The 23,061-nt window shown below is 73.4% G+C and carries 19 protein-coding genes and 1 pseudogene; 17 read left to right on the forward strand and 3 right to left on the reverse strand.

All coding sequences use genetic code 11. From position 1 onward, the window contains the following. Positions 1-129: 129 nt before the first annotated feature. From ACIA6C_RS29435 to ACIA6C_RS29455, 5 genes are all read left to right on the forward strand, one after another. Positions 130-645 carry a hypothetical protein gene (locus tag ACIA6C_RS29435; RefSeq protein WP_361139173.1) on the forward strand — a complete coding sequence of 172 codons (516 nt, stop codon included), beginning with the start codon at positions 130-132 and terminating at the stop codon, positions 643-645. Between the two features lie 168 nt (positions 646-813). Further along, entirely contained in the window at positions 814-1,656 is an 843-nt protein-coding gene (locus tag ACIA6C_RS29440; protein ID WP_399280400.1) for a nitrilase-related carbon-nitrogen hydrolase, read from the forward strand. Next, positions 1,653-2,948, forward strand: coding sequence for an aspartate aminotransferase family protein (locus ACIA6C_RS29445; RefSeq protein ID WP_399280402.1), 1,296 nt, complete (start codon positions 1,653-1,655; stop codon positions 2,946-2,948). The genes ACIA6C_RS29440 and ACIA6C_RS29445 overlap by 4 nt, the downstream gene beginning before the upstream one ends. Before the next feature lie 16 nt (positions 2,949-2,964). Further along, positions 2,965-4,365, forward strand: coding sequence for a dihydropyrimidinase (gene hydA, locus ACIA6C_RS29450; RefSeq protein ID WP_399280404.1), 1,401 nt, complete (start codon positions 2,965-2,967; stop codon positions 4,363-4,365). A gap of 9 nt (positions 4,366-4,374) precedes the next feature. Further along, positions 4,375-5,376: a TIGR03842 family LLM class F420-dependent oxidoreductase gene (locus ACIA6C_RS29455; protein WP_399280406.1), complete on the forward strand. Its 1,002-nt coding sequence runs from the start codon at positions 4,375-4,377 to the stop codon at positions 5,374-5,376. Here ACIA6C_RS29455 and tsaD read toward each other — a convergent pair. After that, positions 5,340-6,416, reverse strand: a complete 1,077-nt coding sequence (gene tsaD, locus ACIA6C_RS29460) for a tRNA (adenosine(37)-N6)-threonylcarbamoyltransferase complex transferase subunit TsaD (RefSeq protein ID WP_399280442.1) — start codon at positions 6,414-6,416, stop codon at positions 5,340-5,342. The two genes, ACIA6C_RS29455 and tsaD, sit on opposite strands and share 37 nt — an antisense overlap. Before the next feature lie 136 nt (positions 6,417-6,552). On the opposite strand from tsaD, the pseudogene ACIA6C_RS29465 reads away from it, so the two are divergent. The 12 genes and pseudogenes from ACIA6C_RS29465 to ACIA6C_RS29520 all read left to right on the forward strand — a co-directional run. Beyond that, positions 6,553-6,678 (forward strand): annotated as a pseudogene (locus ACIA6C_RS29465) (acyl-CoA dehydrogenase family protein); the annotation flags it as partial. After that, positions 6,675-7,715, forward strand: coding sequence for an enoyl-CoA hydratase/isomerase family protein (locus ACIA6C_RS29470; protein WP_399280408.1), 1,041 nt, complete (start codon positions 6,675-6,677; stop codon positions 7,713-7,715). The pseudogene ACIA6C_RS29465 and the gene ACIA6C_RS29470, both read left to right, overlap by 4 nt. A 144-nt stretch (positions 7,716-7,859) precedes the next feature. Then, entirely contained in the window at positions 7,860-9,866 is a 2,007-nt protein-coding gene (locus ACIA6C_RS29475; RefSeq protein WP_399280410.1) for a prolyl oligopeptidase family protein, read from the forward strand. 98 nt (positions 9,867-9,964) lie between these two features. Beyond that, a complete protein-coding gene (locus ACIA6C_RS29480) occupies positions 9,965-10,789 on the forward strand; it encodes an inositol monophosphatase family protein (RefSeq protein WP_399280412.1) in 825 nt (274 codons plus the stop codon). A 90-nt stretch (positions 10,790-10,879) separates the two neighbouring features. After that, on the forward strand, positions 10,880-12,298 hold the full coding sequence (locus ACIA6C_RS29485; RefSeq protein ID WP_399280414.1) for a phytoene desaturase family protein: 1,419 nt from the start codon (positions 10,880-10,882) through the stop codon (positions 12,296-12,298). Continuing rightward, a complete protein-coding gene (locus tag ACIA6C_RS29490; RefSeq protein ID WP_399280416.1) occupies positions 12,298-12,810 on the forward strand; it encodes an O-acetyl-ADP-ribose deacetylase in 513 nt (170 codons plus the stop codon). The genes ACIA6C_RS29485 and ACIA6C_RS29490 overlap by 1 nt, the downstream gene beginning before the upstream one ends. Before the next feature lie 43 nt (positions 12,811-12,853). Beyond that, positions 12,854-13,426, forward strand: a complete 573-nt coding sequence (locus ACIA6C_RS29495; RefSeq protein WP_399280418.1) for a MepB family protein — start codon at positions 12,854-12,856, stop codon at positions 13,424-13,426. Positions 13,427-13,741: 315 nt separating this feature from the next. Further along, positions 13,742-14,212 (forward strand): hypothetical protein, encoded by a 471-nt coding sequence (locus ACIA6C_RS29500; RefSeq protein ID WP_361139202.1) that lies wholly within the window; start codon positions 13,742-13,744, stop codon positions 14,210-14,212. Next, positions 14,209-15,423, forward strand: a complete 1,215-nt coding sequence (locus ACIA6C_RS29505; protein ID WP_399280420.1) for an MAB_1171c family putative transporter — start codon at positions 14,209-14,211, stop codon at positions 15,421-15,423. Before ACIA6C_RS29500 ends, ACIA6C_RS29505 begins: the two co-directional genes overlap by 4 nt. Then, positions 15,420-16,394, forward strand: coding sequence for a DNA-binding protein (locus ACIA6C_RS29510; RefSeq protein ID WP_399280422.1), 975 nt, complete (start codon positions 15,420-15,422; stop codon positions 16,392-16,394). The genes ACIA6C_RS29505 and ACIA6C_RS29510 overlap by 4 nt, the downstream gene beginning before the upstream one ends. Before the next feature lie 112 nt (positions 16,395-16,506). Then, a complete protein-coding gene (locus ACIA6C_RS29515) occupies positions 16,507-16,968 on the forward strand; it encodes a DUF3574 domain-containing protein (protein WP_399280424.1) in 462 nt (153 codons plus the stop codon). 135 nt (positions 16,969-17,103) lie between these two features. Continuing rightward, the gene (locus tag ACIA6C_RS29520; protein WP_399280426.1) at positions 17,104-19,146 is read left to right on the forward strand and encodes a SpoIIE family protein phosphatase; all 2,043 of its coding nucleotides are present in this window, start codon (positions 17,104-17,106) and stop codon (positions 19,144-19,146) included. A gap of 52 nt (positions 19,147-19,198) precedes the next feature. On the opposite strand, the gene ACIA6C_RS29525 is transcribed toward ACIA6C_RS29520, so the two are convergent. Together ACIA6C_RS29525 and ACIA6C_RS29530 are read right to left on the reverse strand one after the other, a co-directional pair. Next, positions 19,199-21,991 (reverse strand): SpoIIE family protein phosphatase, encoded by a 2,793-nt coding sequence (locus ACIA6C_RS29525; RefSeq protein WP_399280428.1) that lies wholly within the window; start codon positions 21,989-21,991, stop codon positions 19,199-19,201. Continuing rightward, positions 21,988-22,974 (reverse strand): GlxA family transcriptional regulator, encoded by a 987-nt coding sequence (locus ACIA6C_RS29530; protein ID WP_399280430.1) that lies wholly within the window; start codon positions 22,972-22,974, stop codon positions 21,988-21,990. The genes ACIA6C_RS29525 and ACIA6C_RS29530 overlap by 4 nt, the downstream gene beginning before the upstream one ends. Positions 22,975-23,061 lie beyond the last annotated feature (87 nt).

Consider the following 23,061-nt stretch of genomic DNA (forward strand, 5'->3'; position numbering starts at 1 on the left):
GGGCGGCCGGGGGGTTCGCCGTGGCTCGGTGGCGATCCGGTGGCCCCGGCCCGGGGAAGCGGGGGGACCGGGGCGCACCCGGCCGTCCCGGTTCACGGGCCCGCGGGCGGGGACGGCGCGGCGGCGGACGTGCCCCGGACCGTGGCCCGGTTGGTCGGGCTGCGGGCCCAGGGCCGCGGCGGCGAGGCGCACGCGCTGCTGTGCGAGGCCGCCGCGTGGCCCGCCGGCCTGCTCCCGGAGTTCGCCGCGGAGCTGGGCCGCGCCGGGCTCGGCGCAGACTGGGCCACCCTGCTCTGGGAGGCGGCCTCCCTCCCGCCCGACCGGCTCGCCGCCGCCGCGGCCGCCCTCGGGGAGGCCGGGCGGGACGGCGACTGCGACGCGCTGCTGCGCCAGGGCGCCGCCCGCCCCACCGCCGAGATCGCCGAGGCCGCCCTCCTCCTCGGCGCCGCCGGCCGCGACCGTGAGGCCGACGCACTCCTCTCCGCCTTCGTCCGGCTGCGCACCGCCGAGGAGGCCGCCGCCCTGGCCCGCCGGGACCCGCACTGGTTCGCCCCGCGCCTGCTCCGCGCGGCCGCCGCCCTCGCCGGGGGCAAGCACCGCGACCTGTCCCACGCCCTCCGCGTCGCGGGGATCCCCCTGCCCTGAACCGCCCATCTCCTGATCGCAAACGATCACGCGCCGACGTAACGTGATCGACTGGGCCGACAGTGCACGGCGCTCTTGCCCCACGCTGTGACGAGGCCTACGTTCTACTCCCTACGGACACCGTCTACGTGCGTAGAAGTCGGCGTTCCCGTCGCGAGGAGGCACTCCATGGCCCAAGTCGTCCGCGCCGCACTCGTCCAGGCGACCTGGACGGGAGACACCGAATCGATGATCGCCAAGCACGAGGAGCACGCCCGCCGGGCGGCCGCCCAGGGTGCGAAGGTCATCGGCTTCCAGGAGGTCTTCAACGCCCCCTACTTCTGCCAGGTCCAGGAGCCCGAGCACTACCGGTGGGCCGAGCCCGTCCCCGACGGCCCCACCGTCCGCAGGATGCAGGACCTGGCCCGCGAGACCGGCATGGTGATCGTCGTACCGGTCTTCGAGGTGGAGTCCGAGGGCTTCTACTACAACACCGCCGCCGTCATCGACGCCGACGGCAGCTACCTCGGCAAGTACCGCAAACACCACATCCCGCAGGTCAAGGGCTTCTGGGAGAAGTACTACTTCCGCCCGGGCAACCTCGGCTGGCCCGTCTTCGACACCGCGGTCGGCCGCGTCGGCGTCTACATCTGCTACGACCGCCACTTCCCCGAGGGGTGGCGCCAACTCGGTCTCGCCGGAGCCCAGTTGGTCTACAACCCCTCCGCCACCCACCGCGGTCTGTCCGCCTACCTCTGGCAGCTGGAACAGCCCGCCGCGGCCGTCGCGAACGAGTACTTCATCGCGGCCATCAACCGCATCGGCCAAGAGGAGTACGGCGACAACGACTTCTACGGAAGCAGCTACTTCGTCGATCCCCGCGGCCAGTTCGTCGGGGAGCCGGCGAGCGACAAGGAGGAGGAACTCCTCGTCCGCGAGCTCGACTTCGACCTGATCAAGGAAGTCCGCGACCAGTGGGCCTTCTACCGCGACCGCCGCCCCGACGCCTACGGAGGACTCGTACAGCCGTGAGCAACCCGATCCCCCTTCACAGCCGCCACCGCGCCGTCCTGCCGGACTGGCTCACCCTCTACTACGAGCGCCCCATCGAACTCACCCACGGCGAGGGCCGCCACGTCTGGGACGCCGAAGGCAACCGCTACCTCGACTTCTTCGGCGGCATCCTCACCACGATGACCGCCCACGCCCTGCCCGAGGTCACCAAGGCCGTCTCCGAACAGGCCGGGCGGATCATCCACTCCTCCACCCTGTACCTGAACCGCCCGATGGTCGAGCTCGCCGAACGGGTCGCCGCCCTCTCCGGCATCCCCGACGCCCGGGTCTTCTTCACCACCTCCGGCACCGAGGCCAACGACACCGCCCTGCTGCTCGCGACGACGTACCGCCGCTCCAACCAGATCCTGGCGATGCGCAACAGCTACCACGGCCGGTCGTTCTCCACCGTCTCCATCACCGGCAACCGCGGCTGGTCCCCGACGAGCCTCTCGCCGCTCCAGACGTTCTACGTCCACGGAGCGGTCCGCACCCGGGGCCCGTTCGCCCACCTCGGTGACGCCGAGTTCACCGCCGCGGCGGTCGCCGACCTGGAAGACGTACTGGGCCAGACCCGCGGCGGAGTGGCCGCGCTCATCGCCGAACCCTTCCAGGGCGTCGGCGGCTTCACCTCCCCGCCCGACGGCCTCTTCGGCGCGTTCCGCGAGGTCCTCGACCGGCACGGCATCCTGTGGATCAGCGACGAGGTGCAGACCGGCTGGGGCCGCACCGGCGAGCACTTCTGGGGCTGGCAGGCCCACGCCCAGAACGGCCCGCCGGACATCCTCACCTTCGCCAAGGGCATCGGCAACGGCATGTCCATCGGCGGGGTCGTGGCCCGCCCCGAGGTGATGAACTGCCTCGACTCGAACTCCATCTCCACCTTCGGCGGCTCCCCGGTCACCATGGCGGCCGGCGTCGCGAACCTCGCCTACCTGCTGGAACACGACCTCCAGGGCAACGCCCGCCGCGTCGGCGGCCTGCTCCTGGAGCGGCTGCGGGCCGTCTCCGCCGCCGTGCCCGCCGTACGGGAGGTACGCGGCCGGGGCCTGATGGCCGCCCTGGAGCTGACGAAGCCCGGCACCGACACGGCCGACCCCGAAGCCGCCGCCGCCGTACTGGAGGCCGCGCGCGCAGGAGGCCTGCTGCTCGGCAAGGGCGGCGGCCACAACACCAGCGTGCTGCGCATCGCGCCGCCACTCTCCCTCACCGTCGCGGAGGCGGAAGAGGGCGCCGAGATCCTCGAACAGGCCCTGCGGAGCCTGCACTAGCAGCGAGGGGACGTACATGAGCACCCGCACCCTGATCAGCGGCGGACTCGTCGTCACGGCCGCCGACGAACTGCACGCCGACATCCTGGTCGAGAACGGCCGGGTCGTCGCCCTCGCGGCCCACGGCTCGCAGGTCGCCGACGGCTGGACGGCGGACCGCACGATCGACGCGAGCGGGAAGTACGTCATCCCCGGCGGGGTCGACGCCCACACCCACATGGAGCTGCCCTTCGGCGGCACCGCCGCATCGGACACCTTCGAGACGGGTACCCGGGCGGCCGCCTGGGGCGGCACCACCACCATCGTCGACTTCGCCGTGCAGAGCGTGGGCCGCTCCCTGCGGGCCGGACTCGACACCTGGTACGAAAAGGCCGACGGCCGCTGCTCGATCGACTACGCCTTCCACATGATCCTCTCCGACGTCAACGAGGGCACGCTCAAGGAGATGGACCACCTCGTCGGCGAAGGCGTCACGTCCTTCAAGCTGTTCATGGCCTACCCGGGCGTCTTCTACAGCGACGACGGGGAGATCCTGCGCGCGATGCAGCGGGCGTCGGGCAACGGCGGCCTGATCATGATGCACGCCGAGAACGGCATCGCGATCGACGTCCTCGTCGAACAGGCCCTGGCGCGCGGCGAGACCGACCCGCGCCACCACGGCGAGGTCCGCAAGGTGCTCCTCGAAGCCGAGGCCACGCACCGTGCGATCCAGCTGGCGCGGGTGGCCGGCTCCCCGCTGTACGTCGTGCACGTCTCGGCCGAGGAGGCGGTCGCGGAACTCGCCGCGGCCCGCGACAAGGGGCTGCCGGTCTTCGGCGAGACCTGCCCCCAGTACCTGTTCCTGTCGACCGACAACCTCGCGGAGCCCGACTTCCAGGGCGCCAAGTACGTCTGCTCCACCCCGCTGCGCCCCCGCGAGCACCAGGCGGCGCTGTGGCGGGGCCTGCGGACCAATGACCTCCAGGTGGTCTCCACCGACCACTGCCCGTTCTGCTTCCGCGGCCAGAAGGAGCTGGGCCGCGGGGACTTCTCGAAGATCCCCAACGGGCTGCCGGGGGTGGAGAACCGCATGGACCTCCTCCACCAGGCCGTCCTGGACGGGCACATCACCCGCCGCCGCTGGATCGAGATCGCCTGCGCGACCCCGGCCCGGATGTTCGGCCTCTACCCGCAGAAGGGCACCATCGCGCCGGGTTCCGACGCCGACATCGTCCTCTACGATCCGCACGCCGAGCAGGTCATCTCCGCCGAGACCCACCACATGAACGTGGACTACTCGGCGTACGAGGGCAGGCGGATCACCGGACGCGTCGACACCGTGCTCTCCCGCGGCGAACTCGTCATCGACCGGCGCGAGTACACCGGCCGGCCGGGCCACGGGGCCTTCGTCCACCGCTCGACCTGCCAGTACCTGTAAGGAGCCGTGATGGACTTCGGCCTCGTCCTGCAAACCGACCCGCCCGCATCCCAGGTCGTCAGCCTCATGAAGCGCGCCGAACGCAACGGCTTCCGCTACGGCTGGACCTTCGACTCGGCGGTCCTGTGGCAGGAACCCTTCGTCATCTACAGTCAGATCCTGGCCAACACGCAGAAGATGCACATCGGCCCGATGGTCACCAACCCGGGCACCCGCACCTGGGAGGTCACCGCCTCCACCTTCGCCACCCTCAACGACATGTACGGCAACCGGACCGTCTGCGGGATCGGCCGGGGCGACTCGGCGATGCGGGTCGCGGGACGCAAACCCAACACCCTGGCCCGGCTCGGCGAGGCCATCGACGTCATCCGGGACCTGGCCGAGGGGCGCGAGGCCGTCGTGGACGGCAACCCGATCCGGATCCCGTGGATCAAGAACGGCAAGCTGCCCGTCTGGATGGCGGCCTACGGGCCCAAAGCCCTCGCCCTGGCGGGCGAGAAAGCCGACGGGTTCATCCTCCAGCTCGCCGACCTCTACCTCACCGAGTGGATGGTCAAGGCGGTCCGCGAGGCCGCGACGGCGGCCGGCCGCGACCCGGCCGCGATCACCATCTGCGTGGCGGCCCCCGCTTACGTGGGCGACGACCTCTCCCACGCCCGCGACCAGTGCCGCTGGTTCGGGGGCATGGTCGGCAACCACGTCGCCGACCTCGTCGGCCGCTACGGCGAGCACTCCTCGATGGTCCCGGACGCCCTCACCGAGTACATCAAGTCCCGCGAGGGATACGACTACAGCCACCACGGCCGCGCCGGGAACCCGTCGGCCGACTTCGTCCCCGACGAGATCGTGGACCGCTTCTGCCTGCTGGGCCCGGCAGAGGCGCACATCGAGAAACTGCGGGCCCTGCGCGGCCTGGGCGTCGACCAGTTCGCCGTCTACGCCATGCACGACGCCCGGGAGGCCACGATCGACGCCTACGGACGGCAGGTCATCCCGGGGCTGCGCGGCTGACCGGCGGGCAGCGGGGTCAAGGAGGCGTACTCCAACGGCGCGGACGGGTCGACGGTCACGTCCAGCGGCGCGGGTTCGGCGCCGGAGCGGACGAGCAGGTCGCCCACCGCCGCGATCATGGCCCCGTTGTCCGTGCACAGCGTCATCGGCGGTACGCGCAGCTCGATCCCCGCCGAGGCGCACCGCCGCTCGGCCAGGGCGCGCACGCGCGAGTTCGCCGCGACGCCGCCGACCACGACCAGCGTCTTCACGTCGTAGGCGCGGCAGGCGGCCAGCGCCTTGCGGGTCAGCACGTCGGCGACGGCCTCCTGCAGCGCGGCGGCCCCGTCGGCCACGGACGGCTCCTCGCCGCGCAGGCGGTGCTGCTCGACCCAGCGGGCCGCCGCCGTCTTGAGGCCGGAGAAGGAGAAGGCGTACGGGTCGTCCCCGGGCCGGGTCAGCGGGCGCGGGAAGATGACCGCTTTCGGGTCGCCGTCCCGCGCGGCCCGGTCGATCGCCGGGCCGCCCGGATACGGCAGCCCCAGGATCCTCGCCACCTTGTCGAAGCACTCGCCCGCCGCGTCGTCCCGGGTGTCCCCGAGGTGCAGGATCGGCTCGCGCACCAGATCCCGGACGAGCAGCAGCGAGGTGTGGCCGCCCGAGACGATCAGCACCACGCACGGCCCGGGCAGCGGCCCGTGCTCCAGGGTGTCGGCGGCGACGTGGCCGGCCAGGTGGTGCACCCCGTACAACGGCACCCCTGCCGCGTAGGCGAGGGTCTTCGCCCCGGCCAGGCCCACCTGGAGCGCACCCGACAGGCCGGGTCCGGTGGTGACGGCGACCGCGTCGATCTGGTCCAGCCGCAGCCCCGCCCGGTCCAAGGCCCGGCGTACCACCGGGTTGAAGGCGTGCAGGTGCGCCCGCGCGGCGATCTCGGGGACCACGCCCCCGAACCGGGCGTGCTCGTCCATGCTCGACGCCACCACGTGCGCGAGCAGCCTCCCGTCGCGCACGATCCCCGCCCCGGTCTCGTCGCAGGACGACTCGATCCCGAGCACCACTGGTCCGCCCACTACGCCACTCCTTATCGCCCCGAACACGCAACTGCAATATATGTGCAAGGAGGCGCCCTCCGGACACCCGCGAGATCACCAGTACCTTCGTCCCGTACCGGATCGCCGACCGCGCCGGATCAGCGGCCGACTGGGCGACCATGGCATCGAGGAGTTCGTCCGCGATCTCCGAGCACACCAGATCCTGGAAGGGACCAACGAGATCATGCGCGTCGTCCTCGCCCGCAGCCCCATGGAGAACCCGCGATGACCGGAGAAGCGGACGTCCTCGTCCACGTGGAGGGCCGCTCCGGCCGGCTGGTCCTCAACCGTCCGAAGGCGCTCAACGCCCTGAGCCACCCCATGGTGCTGCGGATCGCGCAGGCGCTGACCGCGTGGCGCGACGACCCCGCCGTGGAATGCGTGGTGGTCTCCGGAGCGGGGGAGCGCGGCCTGTGCGCGGGCGGGGACATCCGGGCGATCCACGAGGACGCCACAACGGGCGGCACGGCGTCGGCGGAATTCTGGCGGGACGAGTACCGGCTCAACGCGCTGATCGCCCGCTACCCCAAGCCCTACGTCGCCCTCATGGACGGCATCGTGATGGGCGGCGGCGTCGGGATCTCCGCCCACGGCGACGTGCGCATCGTCACCGAGCGCTCCCGCGTCGCCATGCCCGAGACCGGCATCGGCTTCGTCCCCGACGTCGGCGGCACCTACCTCCTCTCGCTGGCCCCCGGCGAACTCGGCACCCACCTCGCCCTGACGGGCGCGCCCGTCGGCGCCGCCGACGCGCTGCTGTGCGGCCTCGCCGACCACTTCGTACCCTCCGGACGGCTCGGCGCGCTGGTGGCGGACCTCGCGCGCACACCCGTACAGGAGGCCGTCGCCGCGCACGCCGGCCTGGCGCCCGCCGGTGAACTGGTCTCCCACCGGGAGTGGATCGACGACTGCTACGCCGCCGACACGGTGGAGGAGATCGTCGCCCGGCTCCTTCGCTGCGGCGTACCCGCGGCGAAGGAGGCCGCGGTGACGCTGGCCGCGAAGTCACCGACCGCGCTCAAGGTCACCCTGGCCGCACTGCGCCGGGCCCGGCACCTCGGACCGCTGGAGCGCGTGCTGGAGCAGGAGTACCGCGTCTCCTGCGCCGCCCTGGCCTCGCCCGACCTGGTCGAGGGAATCCGGGCCCAGGTCATCGACAAGGACCGCAGCCCCCGCTGGTCGCCCGCCGGCCTCGCCGATGTCCGGGACGAGGAGGTGGCCCGCCACTTCGCCCCGCTCGGTCCCGGCCGCGAACTGGCCCTCTGAACCCCCGGCTCCGCGGAGTTTCAGGAGCCGTCCCCAGGCGGTGCGACCGCCCGGCGGCGAGCCCTTCGCGGCATTCGGAGGGTGCGTGCGACCGGTCCGGGCGGCGCACCCCCGACCGCCGTGGATCGGGGAGAATCGCTCGTCGTGACGGATGAAGACTCGTACCTGTGGCTCGAGGACGTGGAGGGCGCGGACGCGCTCGCCTGGGTGGCGCGGCGGAACGCGGAGACGCTCGCCGCGCTGACCCGCGGACCGGGCTTCGAAGCCCTGCGGCGGGAGGTGCAGGAGGCCCTCGACGCCGGCGACCGGATCCCCTACACCGTCCGCCGGGGAGCGTTCCTCTACGACTTGTGGTGCGACGCGGAGCACCCGAAGGGCCTGTGGCGGCGTACGACATTGGAGCAGTACCGCAAGGACGCGCCCGAGTGGGAACTGCTCCTGGACGTCGACGCACTCGGCGCCGCCGAGGGCGTGGAGTGGGTGTGGGACGGGGCGCAGGTGCGCTACCCGGACCACCGGCGGGCGCTGGTGACGCTGTCACGGGAGGGCGCGGACGCCGTCGTGGTCCGGGAGTTCGACCTCGGCACGAGGACGTTCGTCCCGGACGGGTTCGAGGTGGGGGAGGCGAAGACCAGGATCGGCTGGATCGACGCCGACCACGTGTACGTGGGCACCGACACCGGCCCGGGCTCCCTCACCGACGCCGGCTACCCCCGCACCGTACGCCGGTGGCGCCGCGGCACCCCCCTCGCGCAGGCGCGGACCGTCTTCGAGGCCGGGGAGGAGGACATCGCGGCCACGGGCTGGCGGGACCCCACACCGGGCTTCGAACGGGACTTCGTCTCCAGGGCCCGGGACTTCTGGCACCACGAGCTGTACCTCCTGGCCGCCGACGGCACGCCGGTGCGCCTGGACGTACCGGACGACGCGGGCAAGTACGCCTGGAAGCGGTGGCTCGTCGTCACCCCCGAGTCACCGTGGCTGGGGCATCCGGCCGGTTCCCTCCTCGCCTTCGACTTCGAGGCGTACCTCGCCGGCGACCGCACCGCCTCGGTACTGTTCGCCCCCGACGGGCGCACCGCCCTGGCCGGGCACAGCTGGACGCGCCACCACCTGATCCTGGAGACCCTGTCCGACGTCACGACCCGCATCGAGGTCCTCACCCCCGGCGCCGGCGGGGAGTGGACGCGCCGGCCGCTGGCGGACGTGGCGCCGCTGTCGTCCGCGAGCATCACCGACACCGACCCGCACGTCTGCGACGAGTACTTCCTCGACGTCGACTCCTTCCTCCAGCCGTCCACCCTCTACCGGGGCGAGATCGGCGGCGCCACCGAGACCCTCAAGCAGGCCCCCGCCCACTTCGACGCGACGGGGATGTCGGCGCGGCAGTACTTCGCCACCTCGGCGGACGGCACCCGCGTGCCGTACTTCGTCGTCGGCCCCGACGGTGATCGCGGCCCCCGGCCGGTGCTGCTGTACGGGTACGGGGGCTTCCGGGACCTCCAGACACCCCGCTACAGCCCGGTCACCGGCCGAGCCTGGCTCGCCCGCGGCGGCACCTACGCCGTGGCCAACATCCGCGGTGGCGCCGAGTACGGACCGGCCTGGCACCAGGCCGCGCTCGGCGCCAACCGGCCCCGCGCCTTCGAGGACTTCGCCGCCGTCGCCCGCGACCTGGTCGAGCGCGGCACCACCACCCCCGAACAGCTCGGGGCCGTCGGCGCCAGCAACGGCGGCCTCCTCATGGGAGCCATGCTCACCCGCTACCCGCAGCTGTTCGGCGCGATCGTCGCCAAGGTCCCCCTGCTGGACATGCTCCGCTTCCACAAGCTCCTCGCGGGCGCCTCCTGGACCGGCGAGTACGGCGACCCGGAGGACGAAGCCGACCGCCGCCACCTGAGGGCGCTCTCCCCCTACCACCAGCTGGCCGCCGGCCGGCCCTACCCGCCGCTGCTCCTGATGACCTCCACCCGCGACGACCGCGTCCACCCCGCCCACGCCCGTAAGACGGCCGCGCGCCTGCGCGAACTCGGCCACCGGGTCCTGTTCTACGAGAACACCGGCGGCGGCCACGGCGGCGCCACCGACAACGCGCAGGCCGCCTTCAACCAGGCCCTCGCCCACACCTTCCTCTGGCAGCACCTCGGCTGAGCGCGGCCGGGACCCGGGCACCCGCCGTCCACCGGGAGTGCCCCCGCCCGTCGGGACAGCGGGTGGGGTTTGTCAGTCGGACATGGTGTGATGGAGGCATGATCACAGAATTCCCGACCCTTGACCTGTCCGCCGTCGAGGAGGCCGTCCGCAAGGCGGCCGCGGTCGAGATCATGCCGCGGTTCCGGCAGCTCGCCGAGCACGAGGTCGACGAGAAGAGCGGCCCGCACGACCTGGTCACCGTCGCCGACCGCAAGGCCGAGGAGCACCTGACGGCCTCGCTGACCCGCCTGCTGCCCGGCTCCGCCGTCGTCGGCGAGGAGGCCGTGCACGCCGACCCCACGGTGTACGCGGCGCTGCGCGCCGACGCGCCCGTGTGGATCGTGGACCCCGTCGACGGCACCAGGCAGTTCGTCAGCGGCGACCCCGGCTTCTGCACCCTGGTCGCGCTGGCCCACCGCGGCGAGATCCTCGCCTCCTGGACGTACGCCCCGGCGCTGGAGGAGCTGGCGACTGCCGTGCGCGGCGAGGGCGCGTACGTCAACGGCGAGCGCATCCACAGCGGTTCGCCGGAGCCCGGCGCGGTGCTGCGCGTCGCCATGGCCCACCCGCTGTACACCTCCGACGAGGACAAGCGCACCCTGGCCCGGCTGGATGTGCCCGGGGTCGCGGCCCGCCCCTGCGGATCGGCCGGCCTGGAGTACCTCAAGGTGGCCCGCGGCGAGATGGACGGCCTGGCCTTCAGCTGGCCCTCGGCGTGGGACCACGCGGCCGGACTGCTGCTGGTCGCGGAGGCGGGCGGCGCGCAGAGCACCGTCGCCGGGGTGCCCTTCCGGGTGGACCGGGACAACGCGCTGCCCTTCGCCGTGGGCCGTGACGAGGCCACGGCGATGCGGATCCGCGAGCTGCTGCGCGGCGAATGACGGCCGACCGCGCCATGTGTTCAATACAGTGCCGCCTGGACGCACCGCCGTTTCACAGGCGGTGCCGCCGCCGGACGAAGGAGTCGTAAGGTGTCCTCCATTCTCGATGCGGTCGTGGTGGGGGCGGGCCCCAACGGGCTGACCGCCGCCGTCGAACTGGCCCGGCGCGGGCTGTCCGTGGCCGTCTTCGAAGCGGCCGCCGGTGTCGGCGGCGGGGCCCGCACCGAGGAACTCACCCTGCCCGGCTTCCGGCACGACCCGTGTTCGGCGGTGCACCCGCTCGGCGTCGGCTCACCGGTGTTCGCGACGATGCCGCTGGAGCGGTACGGGCTGGAGTGGCTGCACGCCCCGCTGCCCATGGCCCACCCGTTCGACGACGGCACGGCCGCGGTGCTCGCCCGCTCGGTCGCCCAGACGGCCGCGTCCTTCGGGCCGCGCGACGCGGGCGCCTACCGCCGCCTGGTGGAGCCGTTCCTCGGCAAATGGGATTCCCTGTCGAGGGACTTCATGTCCCTGCCCTCGACCGCGCTGCCCCGGGACCCGCTCACGCTGGCCCGCTTCGGGCTCGCCGGGCTGCCGCCCTCGACCTGGGTGATGCGCCGCTTCCGCGACGACCGCGCCCGCGCGCTGTTCGCCGGTCTCGTGGCGCACGTGATCGCACCGCTGAACGGGATCGGAACCGGCGCCGTCGGCCTGGTCTTCGCGCTGGCCGCGCACGCCGGCGGCTGGCCGATGCCGCGCGGCGGCTCGCAGTCCATCTCCGACGCCCTCGCCGCCTACCTGAGCGACCTCGGGGGCGCGGTGCACACGGACTTCGAGGTCAAGCGCCTCGACGACCTGCCGCCGGCCCGCGCGTACGTCTTCGACACCTCGCCGACCGCGCTGGCGCGGATCGCCCGGCTGGGCCGGGCCTATGACGGCTACCGCTACGGAGCCTCCGTCTTCAAGATCGACTACGCGCTGGACGGCCCGGTCCCCTGGACCGCGCAGGAGGCCCGCCGGGCCGGCACCGTACAGATCGGCCCGCGCACCCGCGACGTCGACGCCGCCCTGCAACTGGCCTACGGCGGCCGCGCCCCTCGCAACCCGTTCCTGATCACCGCCCAGCCGAGCCTCGTCGACCCCGGCCGGGCACCCGAGGGCAAGCACGTCTTCTGGGCCTACGGCCACGTACCGTCGGGCTGGGAAGGCGACCTCACCGAAGCGATGGAACGCCGGCTGGAGCGCTTCGCACCCGGCTTCCGCGACCTCGTACTGGCCCGGGCCACCGCCGGGCCGCCGCAGCTCGCCGCGCGCAACCCCAACTACGTCGGCGGGGACATCGCCTGCGGCGCCGCCTCCGGGCTCCAGCTGCTGCTCCGCCCGAAGATCACCCTGTCCCCGTACACCACCGCCCACCCGGCGGTGTTCCTGTGCTCCTCGGCGACCCCGCCGGGCCCCGGCGTCCACGGCATGTCCGGGCACAACGCGGCCAAGGCCGTCTGGCGGCACCTGCGGCAGGGCTCCTGATGGCGCCCCGCATCACCCTCGTCCAGGGCGACATCACCGCGGAGCACGCGGACGCCGTCGTCAACGCCGCCAACTCCTCGCTGCTGGGCGGCGGGGGAGTGGACGGCGCCATCCACCGGCGCGGCGGACCGGAAATCCTCGCCGCCTGCGAGCAGCTGCGCCGCTCCCAGTACGGCAAGGGCCTGCCCACCGGCCGGGCCGTCGCCACCACGGCGGGCCGGCTGCCCGCCTCGTACGTCATCCACACCGTCGGGCCCGTGTACTCGCGCCACGAGGACCGCTCGGAACTGCTCGCCTCCTGCTACCGCGAGTCCCTGCGCGTCGCGGACGAGCTCGGAGCCCGTACGGTCGCCTTCCCGGCCATCTCGACGGGGGTCTACGGCTGGCCGATGGACGACGGGGCCCGCATCGCGGTGGAGACCGTGCGCACGACGCCGACCTCCGTGGAGGAGGTCCGCTTCGTCCTCTTCGACGCCGCGGCCTACGCCGTCTTCGCCTCCGCCCTGGGCTGAGGCCGCGGCCCCGGTCCGCGCAGACGCGTGACAGGGTGGGGAGATGCCGATCGCACACACGTACCCGTCAGCTGCCCCGCCGCCGACCGGCCCCACGGCGCGGTGGGCCGCCACCGTCACCCACGGGGACCTCCTCGCGGCGAAAGCGCTCGTCTACGACCCGTGCGGCTTCACCTGCTCCCAGCCGGTCCCCGAACCCGAGAGCGCCCCCTACGCCGCCCACCACTTCACCCTCGACGGCCTGCGCGTCCGGTTCCGCGCGGCCAGGACGACCCCGACCAAGGCCGGCCAGTTCGTCACCGTGTGGCAGAGGTCGCCGGACGGCCCCATCCGGCCGTTCGACACCACCGACCCCGTCGACCTGTTCGTCGTCAGCGCCCGGGACGGCGACCGCTTCGGCCAGTTCGTCCTTCCCCTCGACGCCATGCGCCGCCACGGGGTCGTCTCGGTGGACGGTTCGGGCGGGAAGCGGGCCTTCCGCGTCTACCCGCCCTGGGTGACCACCACCAGCCGCCAGGCCGAGCGCACGCAGGCATGGCAGGCGGACCACTTCCTGTCCGTGCCCCAGGACGGCACCCTCGACACAGCCCGCGCCCGAGAGCTCCACCGGCCATAGGGATTCGCGCCGAATTACCGCACGGCATATCCCGGACGCACTATTCGTCCCCGCCCGCTTTCGGCGCAAACCGACGAGTCGTGGCCGGATAGAACCCACGACGGACAGAAGGGAGTTGGCTTGTGACATCATGACCGCGTCGTCTGCCCCGGAGATCATCGGGCACGGGCAGGGGAGGGCAGCCGACGAGTTCCGCCGGAGGACTGAGGGATGAAGATACCGGGCTCAGCGTCGCCGGCATCGGAGGACAGACGGCGCAGGCGTCGGCTCAAAAGGGTCCGTCGTACCTGTGAGGCGATGCTGGTGGAGTGGGGTATGGAGCACGGCTGCGGAATCGACGAACTCCACCGCTATCTCAGCGAGAGCCGCCGCCGGACCATTCATCTGATTCCGACCTCCTTCCCGGAACGCCATTTGCTGGGCCTGTGGCTGAAATTGGACGACTTCGATGTCGTGGCCTTCGAGAAGTCCGCATCGCCCGCACACAAAGAACACATCATCACCCACGAACTCGCCCACATCGCCTTCGAGCACCGCGGCTCCGTACCACTGGACCAAACCCCTTCCGGGCCGCTCCTGTCGAACGTCGACCCCGCCGGCGTACGGGGACTGCTCATGCGCTCCCGCTACAGCGACGACGAGGAACAGGAGGCCGAGACCATGGCCTCGCTCATCCTGGCCCGGGCCACCAAACGCTGGGTCGAACCCGCGTGGGCGGTACCCGCGGAGGCGGCCGACGTCGTCGCCCGCATAGAGCAGGGCCTCGGCAGGACGGAACCGCAGTGACGGCGGTCTACACGGCCCTCGCCTGGATCTGCACCTTCGTCGGTCTCGCGGCCTTCGCCTACCGGCTCCCGGACCTGGTGCGCCGCAAGCACGACATCGCACTGTGGGCGCTGTGCGTCTACTTCCTGTGCTCCGGGATCAGCTTCCTCGTCGACCTGGACCAACTGCGGCTGCACATCTCGGGTTTCCTCGGCGTACCCAACATCACCTCGCTGATCACCCAGGTGGCGGTGGTCGTGCTCACGGCCGCGCAGCAGGTGGTCCTCGTCCACTGGTCCTCGCCGCCCGCGCAGGCCCGGCGGATGGCCCGACGGCGCCTGCTGTTCTTCGGCGCGGCGCTCTGCGTGCTCGTGACCTCCTCCTTCGTCGTCGGGCCGGTGGCGCACTCCGACACGGCGACATCGACGATCCTGCTGAGCATCCACCACGGCGGATACGCCCTCTACATGTCCTTCTACCTGCTGATATGTGCCGTGGGGCAGGCCGAGACGGTCCGGCTGTCGATGCGCTTCACCAAGGTGGCCAACCGCCAGTGGCTCGTGGCCGGCATGCGGACCGTCACCGTCGGCGCCACGCTCATCCTGGTCTACTGCGTCACCCGGGGCATCCAGATCGCCGGCACCCGGCTGCACTTCGACGGCGCGGGCCTCGACCCCGTCCAGTGGGCTTGCGGCAGCATCGGCGCACTGCTCCAGGTCACCGGATGGACCATCCCCGCCTGGGGCATCCACCTCACCCGCGCCCGCGCCTGGGGCCGTAGCTACCGCGCCTACCTCCGCCTGCGACCGCTGTGGTGGGCCCTGCACCAGGCGTCGCCCGATATCGCGCTGGACCCGCCCCGCTCCTGGGCGCGCGACCTGCTGCCGCCCAGGGACCTGCACTACAGCCTCTACCGGCGGGTGATCGAGATCCGCGACGGGCAGCTGATCCTGCGCACCTCGCTCTCGCTCGCCGACTTCTCCCGCGTCGCCCGCTCGCTCGGTCTGCCGGAGGACCCGACCTCGCCCCTCGGAGAAGCCCTCCAGGTGCGCGCCGCCCTGAGCCGGGACCCCGAGGAGCGGGCGGACGAGGCCGGGTCCGCGGAGATCCCCGCGCGGCCGCCCTACGAGGACTTCCGCGACGAGGTGGAGTGGCTGACCGAGGTCGCCTCCTCCTTCACGGCGCTCGGCCGCGGCGGCCGCAGCACCGAGGCGTGGACGGCCACCCGGTGACCGCCCCCACCGGGCAGGAGCCACCCGCCGCGCCGGAGCCGCCCCTTACGGACGCGGCACGCACCGCCGACGCGGCACGCACCATAGAACGGCTCGTGCACCTCGACGCCACGCGCGGTGCGCGCGCCGCCGTCCCCGCCGCCCGCGAGGCCGTACGCCGCCACCCGGAACTCTCCGCCGACCCCGAACGCCTGCGCGGCCACTCCCGTGACCGGATCGCGGTGCTGGCCGAGCTGTGCGAGGTCATCGGCTGGATCCTGTTCGACGCGGGCCTGCACCGGCACGCGTACCGGGCCGACGCCCGCGCACTCGCCCTCGCCGAACTGTGCGGTGACCGCTGGACGGCCCGGCTGGTGCGGCTGAACCACAGCATGCTCCAGACCCACACCGGCCACCCCCGCGCCGCCCTGGAGACCGTCTCGCGCGTCGCCGGGCCGCGCCCGCTGCCCGCCCGCGTGAGCAGCCTGGTCCTGATCCGCCAGGCACACGCGACCGCCCTGCTCGGAGCCCGGCGCGAGCCCCTGGAGCTGATCGCCCGGGCCCAGGGCCACTTCCTGGACGGCGTCTCCCGCCGTGACCCGCACTGGGCGTGGTGGATCGACCAGGCCGAGCTGACCGGCCACCAGGGCTGGGTGCTGGCCCGGCTGCGCCGGTGGGACCGGGCCCTGCCCCTCCTTCACCGGGCGGCCACCGCCCCCGGCCCCTCCTACCGCCACCTGTTCGCCGCGGAACTCCTCGCGGCCCTGGCCCGCGCCGGGGCCTGGCGCGAGGCGGAGGACCTCATCACCGACCTCGCCCCGCGCGCCGCGGGCATCGGCTCCGCCCGCACGGCCCGGTCGCTCCTCGGGACGGCCCGCCTCCTGCGCGGGGCACCCCGCGTGCCCGCGGGGCTGCGGGACGCGGCGGTCTTCCTGCAAGAGCACCTGCCGGGCCCGGAACCCGCATCCGCCCCGCGGCCCACCCCCAGGTAGCCCCGAAGGCTCCGCCGCCCGAGGCTCCCCCCCCAGGACCCACCCCCCGAAGACTCCACCCCCCGAGACCACCGCCACAGATAGGGACCCCATGCGCCCCATACGGATATCGATGCCCGCAGCCGCCGCCGTACTCACGGCGGCCGTGCTGTTCTTCGCCTCCGCAAGCCCGGCGTCGAACGCCACCTTCCAGCCACCGGCCGCCGCCTCGGCGGTGAACCAGGACGTGGCCGCGGAACGGGGCAGACCGTACGTCTCCACCAGCCTGTACTTCGGCACCGGCCGGCACGACGGCAAGCCGCCCATCACCGACGAGCAGTTCAACAAGTTCATCGCCGACGTCGTCACCCCCCGCTTCCCGGCCGGACTGACGCTCCAGGAAGGCCGCGGCCAATGGAGGGACAAGGAGGGTGACATCAACCGCGAGAAGTCGTACGAACTGACCGTGCTCTACCCCGTGACGGAGGCCCGCGCCCGGGACGCCGACATCGAGTACATCCGCAACCTCTACTGCGCGATGTGGGAGCTGGAGTCCGTGGGCCGCGCCGACGCCCGCGTCCAGGTCGACTTCTGACCCGCCCCGGCGGGCGGCCGCCCCGGCCGTCCGCCGCACGGCGACCGCAGGGCCGCGGGCCGGGCACTCGGTTAGGGTGAATCGGTAGGAAACAGGCCCACCCGGGGTGAGGTCGGTGCGTTGGACACATACCGGTTGACGAGCGAGGTACCCGATCAGCCGCCGGGCGTCGTCGGGTACGCGGGCGTGCTGCGGGAGCTGCTGCCGATCGCCCTGTGGCGCGAGGACGCCGACGGCCGCGTCGTGCAGTGGTCGCTGGCCGCCCAGGACCTGCTCGGCCACCGCCCCGAGGAGATCATCGGCCGCCCCGGGACCGCCGTCCTCGTCCCCGACGCCAACCGCGAGCTGGCCGAAGACCTCACCCGCCGCGTCCAGGCGGGTGAGACCGTCGTCGGGACCCTCCCCGTACGCCACCGTGACGGGCACCGCGTGACGATGGAGATGTGGATCGTGCCCGCCCTGGACCCGCAGGGCCGTCCGGGGGCCATGCTCGTCGCCGTGGAGACCTCCGAGGTCCTGCACATGCGGGACTCCCTCGCCGCCCTCCAGAGCCTGTTCACCCAGTCGCCGATCGGCCTCGCCACCCTCGGCACCGACTTGCGCTTCCTGCGCGTCAACGACGCGCTGGCCCGGATGAACGGCGTCCCGGCCGCCGACCACCTCGGCAAACGGCTCACCGAGGTGGTCCCGGGCGTCAACGCCGTCGCCCTGGAGGAGACGATGCGGCAGGTGCTGCAGCAGGGGACCCCCGTCGTCGACGTCCGCCGCACCGGCCGCACCCCCGCCGACCCCAGTCACGACCGGACCTGGTCCTGCTCCTACGCCCCCCTGCTCGACCCGGGCGGCCGCCCCCTCGGAGTGATCGCCTCCCTCATCGACGTCACCGAAGGCCAGCGGGCGCAGCTGGAGGCCGAGCGGGCCCGTACCCGCTTCGCCCTGCTCGCCGAGGCCGGCGCCCGCATCGGGACGACGCTGGACCTCGGCCAGACCGCCCGGGAGACCGTGGACCTGCTGGTCCCGCAGCTCGCCGACTCCGCCGACGTGCAGCTGCTGGAAGCGGTCCTCGGCCCCGACGACGCCGCATTCTCCAACCGCGGGGTCCTGCGCAGGCTCGCCGTCAGCTTCCCCGACCCGTCCGCGCCGACGGCCGCCCTCGCCCCCGGCCAGACCTTCAAGATCCCCGCCGGCACCGTCTACGAACGGGTCATCGCCGAAGGCCGGCCCATGAACCTGTACGCCTTCGACGTCCCCGCGCTCATTACCGACCCGCGCGCCGACCCGCTGCGCAGGTACCTGGCCGGCCTCGGCTCGGCGCGGCTGGTCCCGCTGGTGGCCCGCGGCACGGTCCTCGGCGCGGTCACCGTGACCCGGCTGAGCGAGCGCGAGCCCTTCGACGCCGAGGACTGCGTCCTGATCGACGAGCTGGTGGCCCGCGCGGCGCTCAACATCGACAACGCCCGTATGTACACCGGCCAGCGGCGGGCGGCGCTCACCCTCCAGCGCAGCCTCACCAACAGCGCCGTGCCGCGCGTCGACGGCCTCGAACTGACGGGGCGGTACCTGCCCGCCAGCGCGCATGACGTCGGCGGCGACTGGTTCGACGTCATCCAGCTGCCCCGCGGCCGGACCGGACTGGTCATCGGGGACGTGATGGGCCACGGCATCCACGCGGCGGCCGTCATGGGGCAGCTCCGCACCGCCGTACGGACCCTCGCCCGCCACGACGTGCCGCCCGAGCGGATGCTGCGCTCGCTGGACGCCGCGGTGGCCGACCTGGGCGAGAACGAGATGGCGACCTGCGTCTACGCCGTCCACGACCCGGCGGCCGGCGGCTGCCTGATCGCCCGGGCCGGGCACCCGCCGCCCGCGGTGGTCGACGCCACCGGGAAGGTGACCTTCCTGGACGGCCCGCCCGGGACACCGCTCGGAGCGGGCGGCACGGATTTCCGTACCGAGGAGGTGCCGCTGCCGCCCGGCAGCCTCCTGGCGCTCTACACGGACGGGCTGATCGAGGCCCGCCACCGCGACCTCGACCAGGGCCTGGACGAGCTGGCGAGGGCGCTGGGGCAGCCGGACCGGCCGCTGGAGCAGCTGTGCGACGAGATCCTGGAGCGGCTCCTGCCGGTGGCTCCGCAGGACGACGTGGCGGTGCTCCTGGCCCGCACGGTGGCCTCGTAGGGCCGCACCGGGAGGCGCCCGTCACCGGGCGCCCGCCTCGCCGGGCCGGGCCTCACCAGGCCAGCCCCTCCAGCTCGTCCAGGTCCAAGGTGAGCGCCGCCAACGGCTCCGCCCCGCCGTCCGTCAGCGGCAGCTCCGCCCAGATGACCTTTCCCCGCTCGGTGTACCGGGTTCCCCAGCGCTCCGCGTACTGCGCGACGAGGAACAGGCCCCGGCCGCCCTCGTCAGTCGAGGCCGCGTACCGCAGGTGCGGGGAGGTGCTGCTGCCGTCGGACACCTCGCAGATCAGGGTGCGGTCGCGCAGCAGCCGCACCCCGATGGGCTCGGACCCGTACCGGATGGCGTTGGTGACCAGCTCGCTGAGGATCAGCTCCGCGGTGAAGGAGATCTCCTCCAGACCCCACGCCTGGAGCTGCGCCGAACCGGCGTTGCGCACCCGCGAGACGGCCGCCGGGTCGTCCGGTACCTCCCACTGCGCGATGTGGTCCGCGTCCAGCCGCCGGGTGTCGGCGATCAGCAGCGCGATGTCGTCGCTGGGCGAGGGGAACAGCAGCGCCGACAGCACGTCCACACAGGCCTGATCGGGGCTGCGTCCGGTCGTCGACAGCGCCCCCTTGAGCAGTTCCAGTCCGGTGTCGATGTCGCGGTCGCGGTCCTCCAGCAGCCCGTCGGTGAACAGCACGAGCCGGCTGCCCTCGGGCAGCCGCAGCTCGGCCGTCTCGAAGGGCATCCCGCCCACGCCCAGGGGCAGCCCGGTCGGCAGCTCGGGGAACTCCACCCGGCCGTCGGAGTGGACCAGCGCCGGACCGGGGTGTCCCGCGCTCGCCACCGAACAGCGGCCGGAGACCGGGTCGTAGACGGCGTACAGGCAGGTCGCGCCGGTGACGCCGGCCGGGTCGTCGCCGCCGTCCCCGCTCTCGGCGGTCAGTCCCGTCTCGTCGCGGTCGATCCGGTCGATCAGCTCGTCCAGGTGCCCCAGCAGCTCGTCCGGCGGCAGGTCCAGCGTCGAGAAGTTGTGCACGGCGGTGCGCAGCCGGCCCATCGTCGCCGCGGCGTGCACCCCGTGCCCGACCACGTCGCCGACGACCAGGGCCACCCGGGCGCCCGGCAACGGGATCACGTCGAACCAGTCGCCGCCCACCCCCGCCTGCGCGGGCAGGTACCGGAACGCCACGTCCACGGCGCTCAGCTCGGGCAGTACCCGGGGCAGCAGGCTGCGCTGGAGCGTCACCGCCGTGGAGTGCTCCCGGGTGAAGCGGCGGGCGTTGTCGATGGAGACGGCGGCGCGCGCGCCCAGCTCCTCGGCGAAGGACAGGTCCTCCTCGTCGAAGGCGTCCGGGGTGTCGGCCCGCCAGAAGTTGGCCATGCCCAGCACCACGCCCCGCGCCTGCAGCGGCACCGAGATCAGCGAGTGCAGCCCGTACTCCAGCGCCAGCCGGGTACCCTCGGCGTCCTGGGCCCGCCAGCCGAAGGCGGTGTTCAGGTCCGCCGCCAGCACCGCCCGCCCGGCGGCCAGCGCCGAGGCCATCGGCGCGGTCGGCACCACGAACCGGATGATCTCCCCGACCGGTTGCAGCGGCTGGTCGGTGCGCACCCCGCTCATCGCGGCCCGGCGCATCTCGGTGTACACGCCGGACAGCGCCGAGGGCTCCTCGCCCCGCAGCACGGGCTCCAGCAGCTCGACGGTGACGAAGTCCGCGAAGCGCGGAACGGCGACCTCCGACAGTTCCTCGGCGGTGCGCACCACGTCCAGGGTGGTGCCGATCCGCACCCCCGCGTCGTACAGCAGCTGGAGCCGTCCGCGGGCCACTTCGGCGCGCCCCGAGAGCGCGGTGAGCTCTGTGGAGTCGCGCAGCGTCATGACGCTGCCCGAGGGCATGCCCCGGTAGGGCTTGGTGGGCCGGACGTTGACGGCGAGGAGGCGGTCCCCGGCCAGGTGGACCTCGTCCGTCACGACCCGCCCGGAGGCCAGCAGGTCCGCCGTACGGGGGTCCAGGCCGAGGTCGGTGACGTGCCGCTGTTCGGCGTCGGGCGGCAGGTCCAGCAGCCGTCGTGCCTCGTCGTTGGCGAGCACCAGCCGGTGGTCCGCACCCATGATGAGCACCCCCTCGCGCACGGCGTGCAGGACCGCCTCGTGGTGCTCGTTCATCCGGGTCATCTCGGCCTCGCCCAGGCCCCGGGTCTGGCGCCGCAGCCTGCGGCTGACGAGGGCCGCGCCCCCGGTGCCCAGCAGCAGGGCGCCGGCCGCCGAGCCGAGCAGCAGGGGCAGCTGGTTGCCGACCGCCTCGCCGACGTTCGCGATCTCGATGCCGGTGGCGACGAGTCCGACGACGGCCCCCGAGGCGTCCTGCACGGGGACCACCGCGCGCACCGCGTCGCTGGGGGCGCCCTTGAACGTCTCGGTGAAGGGCTCCCCGTGGACGGCGCGCGAGAGGTCACCGGTGGCACGCTTGCCGATGAGGTCGGGCCGGGCGTCGGTGTAGCGGACGCCGTTCTTGTTCAACACGGCGATGAAGTCGACGCCGGAGGCGCGGCGGGCGGCGTCGGCCAGGGGCTGGAGCACGGCCGAGGGGTCCGGCGAGCGCAGGGCGGCGGGCAGGCCGGGCGCATGGGCGAAGGCCTCGGCCGCCGCGAGTGAACGGTTGCGGGCGTCGCGGGCGCTGTCGTACCGGGCCTGGAACACCAGCGCCAGCGTGGCGGCGGTGATCAGCACCAGCACGATCACCGCCTGGAGGAGGAACACCTGGCCGGCGACGCTCCCGGGGACGTGGGCGAAGCGCGCGAGCAGGCCCGGGGGCCGGCCCGCCGGCGGCGATTCCCTGGGTCGACCCGAACGTCCGGTCATGAGCCATTTCTAACACTGTCGCGGTGATTTGGGATGGCGGCGGCAGCCGCGCGGTACGCGCGCGGGCTCTGGCCGACGTACGCGGTGAAGTGCTGGCGGAAGGTGACCTCGCTGGCGAACCCGGCGCGGCGGGCCACTTCCGGGACCGGATGGTCGGTGCGCTCCAGCAGCCGGCGGGCCGCGTCGAGGCGGTGGCCGAGCAGCCACTTGTGCGGGGTGCTGCCCGTGGCCGCGGCGAAGTGCCGGGCGAAGGAGCGCGGCGACATCCCCGCCCAGCGGGCCATGGTGGCCACGTCCAGGGGCTCGTGCAGCCGGCGCAGCGCCCGCTCCCGTACGGCGGCCAGCGCCTCGGCGGTCCGGTCCGCGGCCGGAGTGGGCCGGTCGAGGTACTGGGCGTGGTCCCCGGGGCGGAACGGGCCCGTCACCATGGAGCGGGCGATCGCCGCGGCGGCCTCCGCGCCGTGGGCCTCGCGCACGAGGTGCAGGCACAGGTCGATGCCGGAGGCGACCCCGGCGGAGGTCCACACCCCCGAGTCCTCCACGTACAGCGGGGCCTCCTCGACCAGCACCGTGGGGTAGCGGGCGGCCAGCCGCGGCGCCAGCCACCAGTGCGTCACCGCCCGGCGGCCCTCCAGCAGCCCCGCCTCGGCCAGGACGAACGCACCGGCGCACAGGGCGGCCACCGGCGTGCCCCGGGCGTGCGCCTCCCGCAGGGCGGCCAGCACGGGCGCGGGGCTCGGATCGTCGGGCTCCGCGAGCGCCGGTACGACGACCAGATCGGCCTCGGCCAGCCAGTCGAGGCCCCGGTCGGGCACGAGGGTCAGTCCGCCGGGCAGTGCCACCGGACCGGGCGCCGGGGCGCAGCGGCGCAGCTCGAAGGAAGGCACCCCGGAGCGGCTGCGGTCGGGGCCCCAGACCTCCGTGATCACGGCGAGGTCGAAGGCACGGATGCCGGGCTGGACGACGATCGCGACGCGCTGCATGCATCGATTCTCCCAGAACCCCGGCTGTCACTGCCAACCTGGCAGGATCCCATCGGTCCGGGGCTCCGGTGGCCCTGTCGGGCCGGC

Source organism: Streptomyces sp. NPDC051578, assembly GCF_044454045.1.
Lineage (GTDB): Bacteria > Actinomycetota > Actinomycetes > Streptomycetales > Streptomycetaceae > Streptomyces.

What these genes read in the sequence shown, in the direction of transcription:
- ACIA6C_RS29440 (WP_399280400.1), top strand. Translation starts at nt 814, where the DNA reads ATGGCCCAAGTCGTCCGCGCCGCACTCGTCCAGGCGACCTGGACGGGA.
- ACIA6C_RS29515 (WP_399280424.1), top strand. Translation starts at nt 16,507, where the DNA reads ATGCCCGCAGCCGCCGCCGTACTCACGGCGGCCGTGCTGTTCTTCGCC.
- ACIA6C_RS29530 (WP_399280430.1), bottom strand. Translation starts at nt 22,974, where the DNA reads ATGCAGCGCGTCGCGATCGTCGTCCAGCCCGGCATCCGTGCCTTCGAC.
- ACIA6C_RS29490 (WP_399280416.1), top strand. Translation starts at nt 12,298, where the DNA reads ATGGCGCCCCGCATCACCCTCGTCCAGGGCGACATCACCGCGGAGCAC.
- ACIA6C_RS29500 (WP_361139202.1), top strand. Translation starts at nt 13,742, where the DNA reads ATGGAGCACGGCTGCGGAATCGACGAACTCCACCGCTATCTCAGCGAG.
- ACIA6C_RS29495 (WP_399280418.1), top strand. Translation starts at nt 12,854, where the DNA reads ATGCCGATCGCACACACGTACCCGTCAGCTGCCCCGCCGCCGACCGGC.
- ACIA6C_RS29455 (WP_399280406.1), top strand. Translation starts at nt 4,375, where the DNA reads ATGGACTTCGGCCTCGTCCTGCAAACCGACCCGCCCGCATCCCAGGTC.
- hydA (WP_399280404.1), top strand. Translation starts at nt 2,965, where the DNA reads ATGAGCACCCGCACCCTGATCAGCGGCGGACTCGTCGTCACGGCCGCC.
- ACIA6C_RS29525 (WP_399280428.1), bottom strand. Translation starts at nt 21,991, where the DNA reads ATGACCGGACGTTCGGGTCGACCCAGGGAATCGCCGCCGGCGGGCCGG.
- ACIA6C_RS29480 (WP_399280412.1), top strand. Translation starts at nt 9,965, where the DNA reads ATGATCACAGAATTCCCGACCCTTGACCTGTCCGCCGTCGAGGAGGCC.
- ACIA6C_RS29470 (WP_399280408.1), top strand. Translation starts at nt 6,675, where the DNA reads ATGACCGGAGAAGCGGACGTCCTCGTCCACGTGGAGGGCCGCTCCGGC.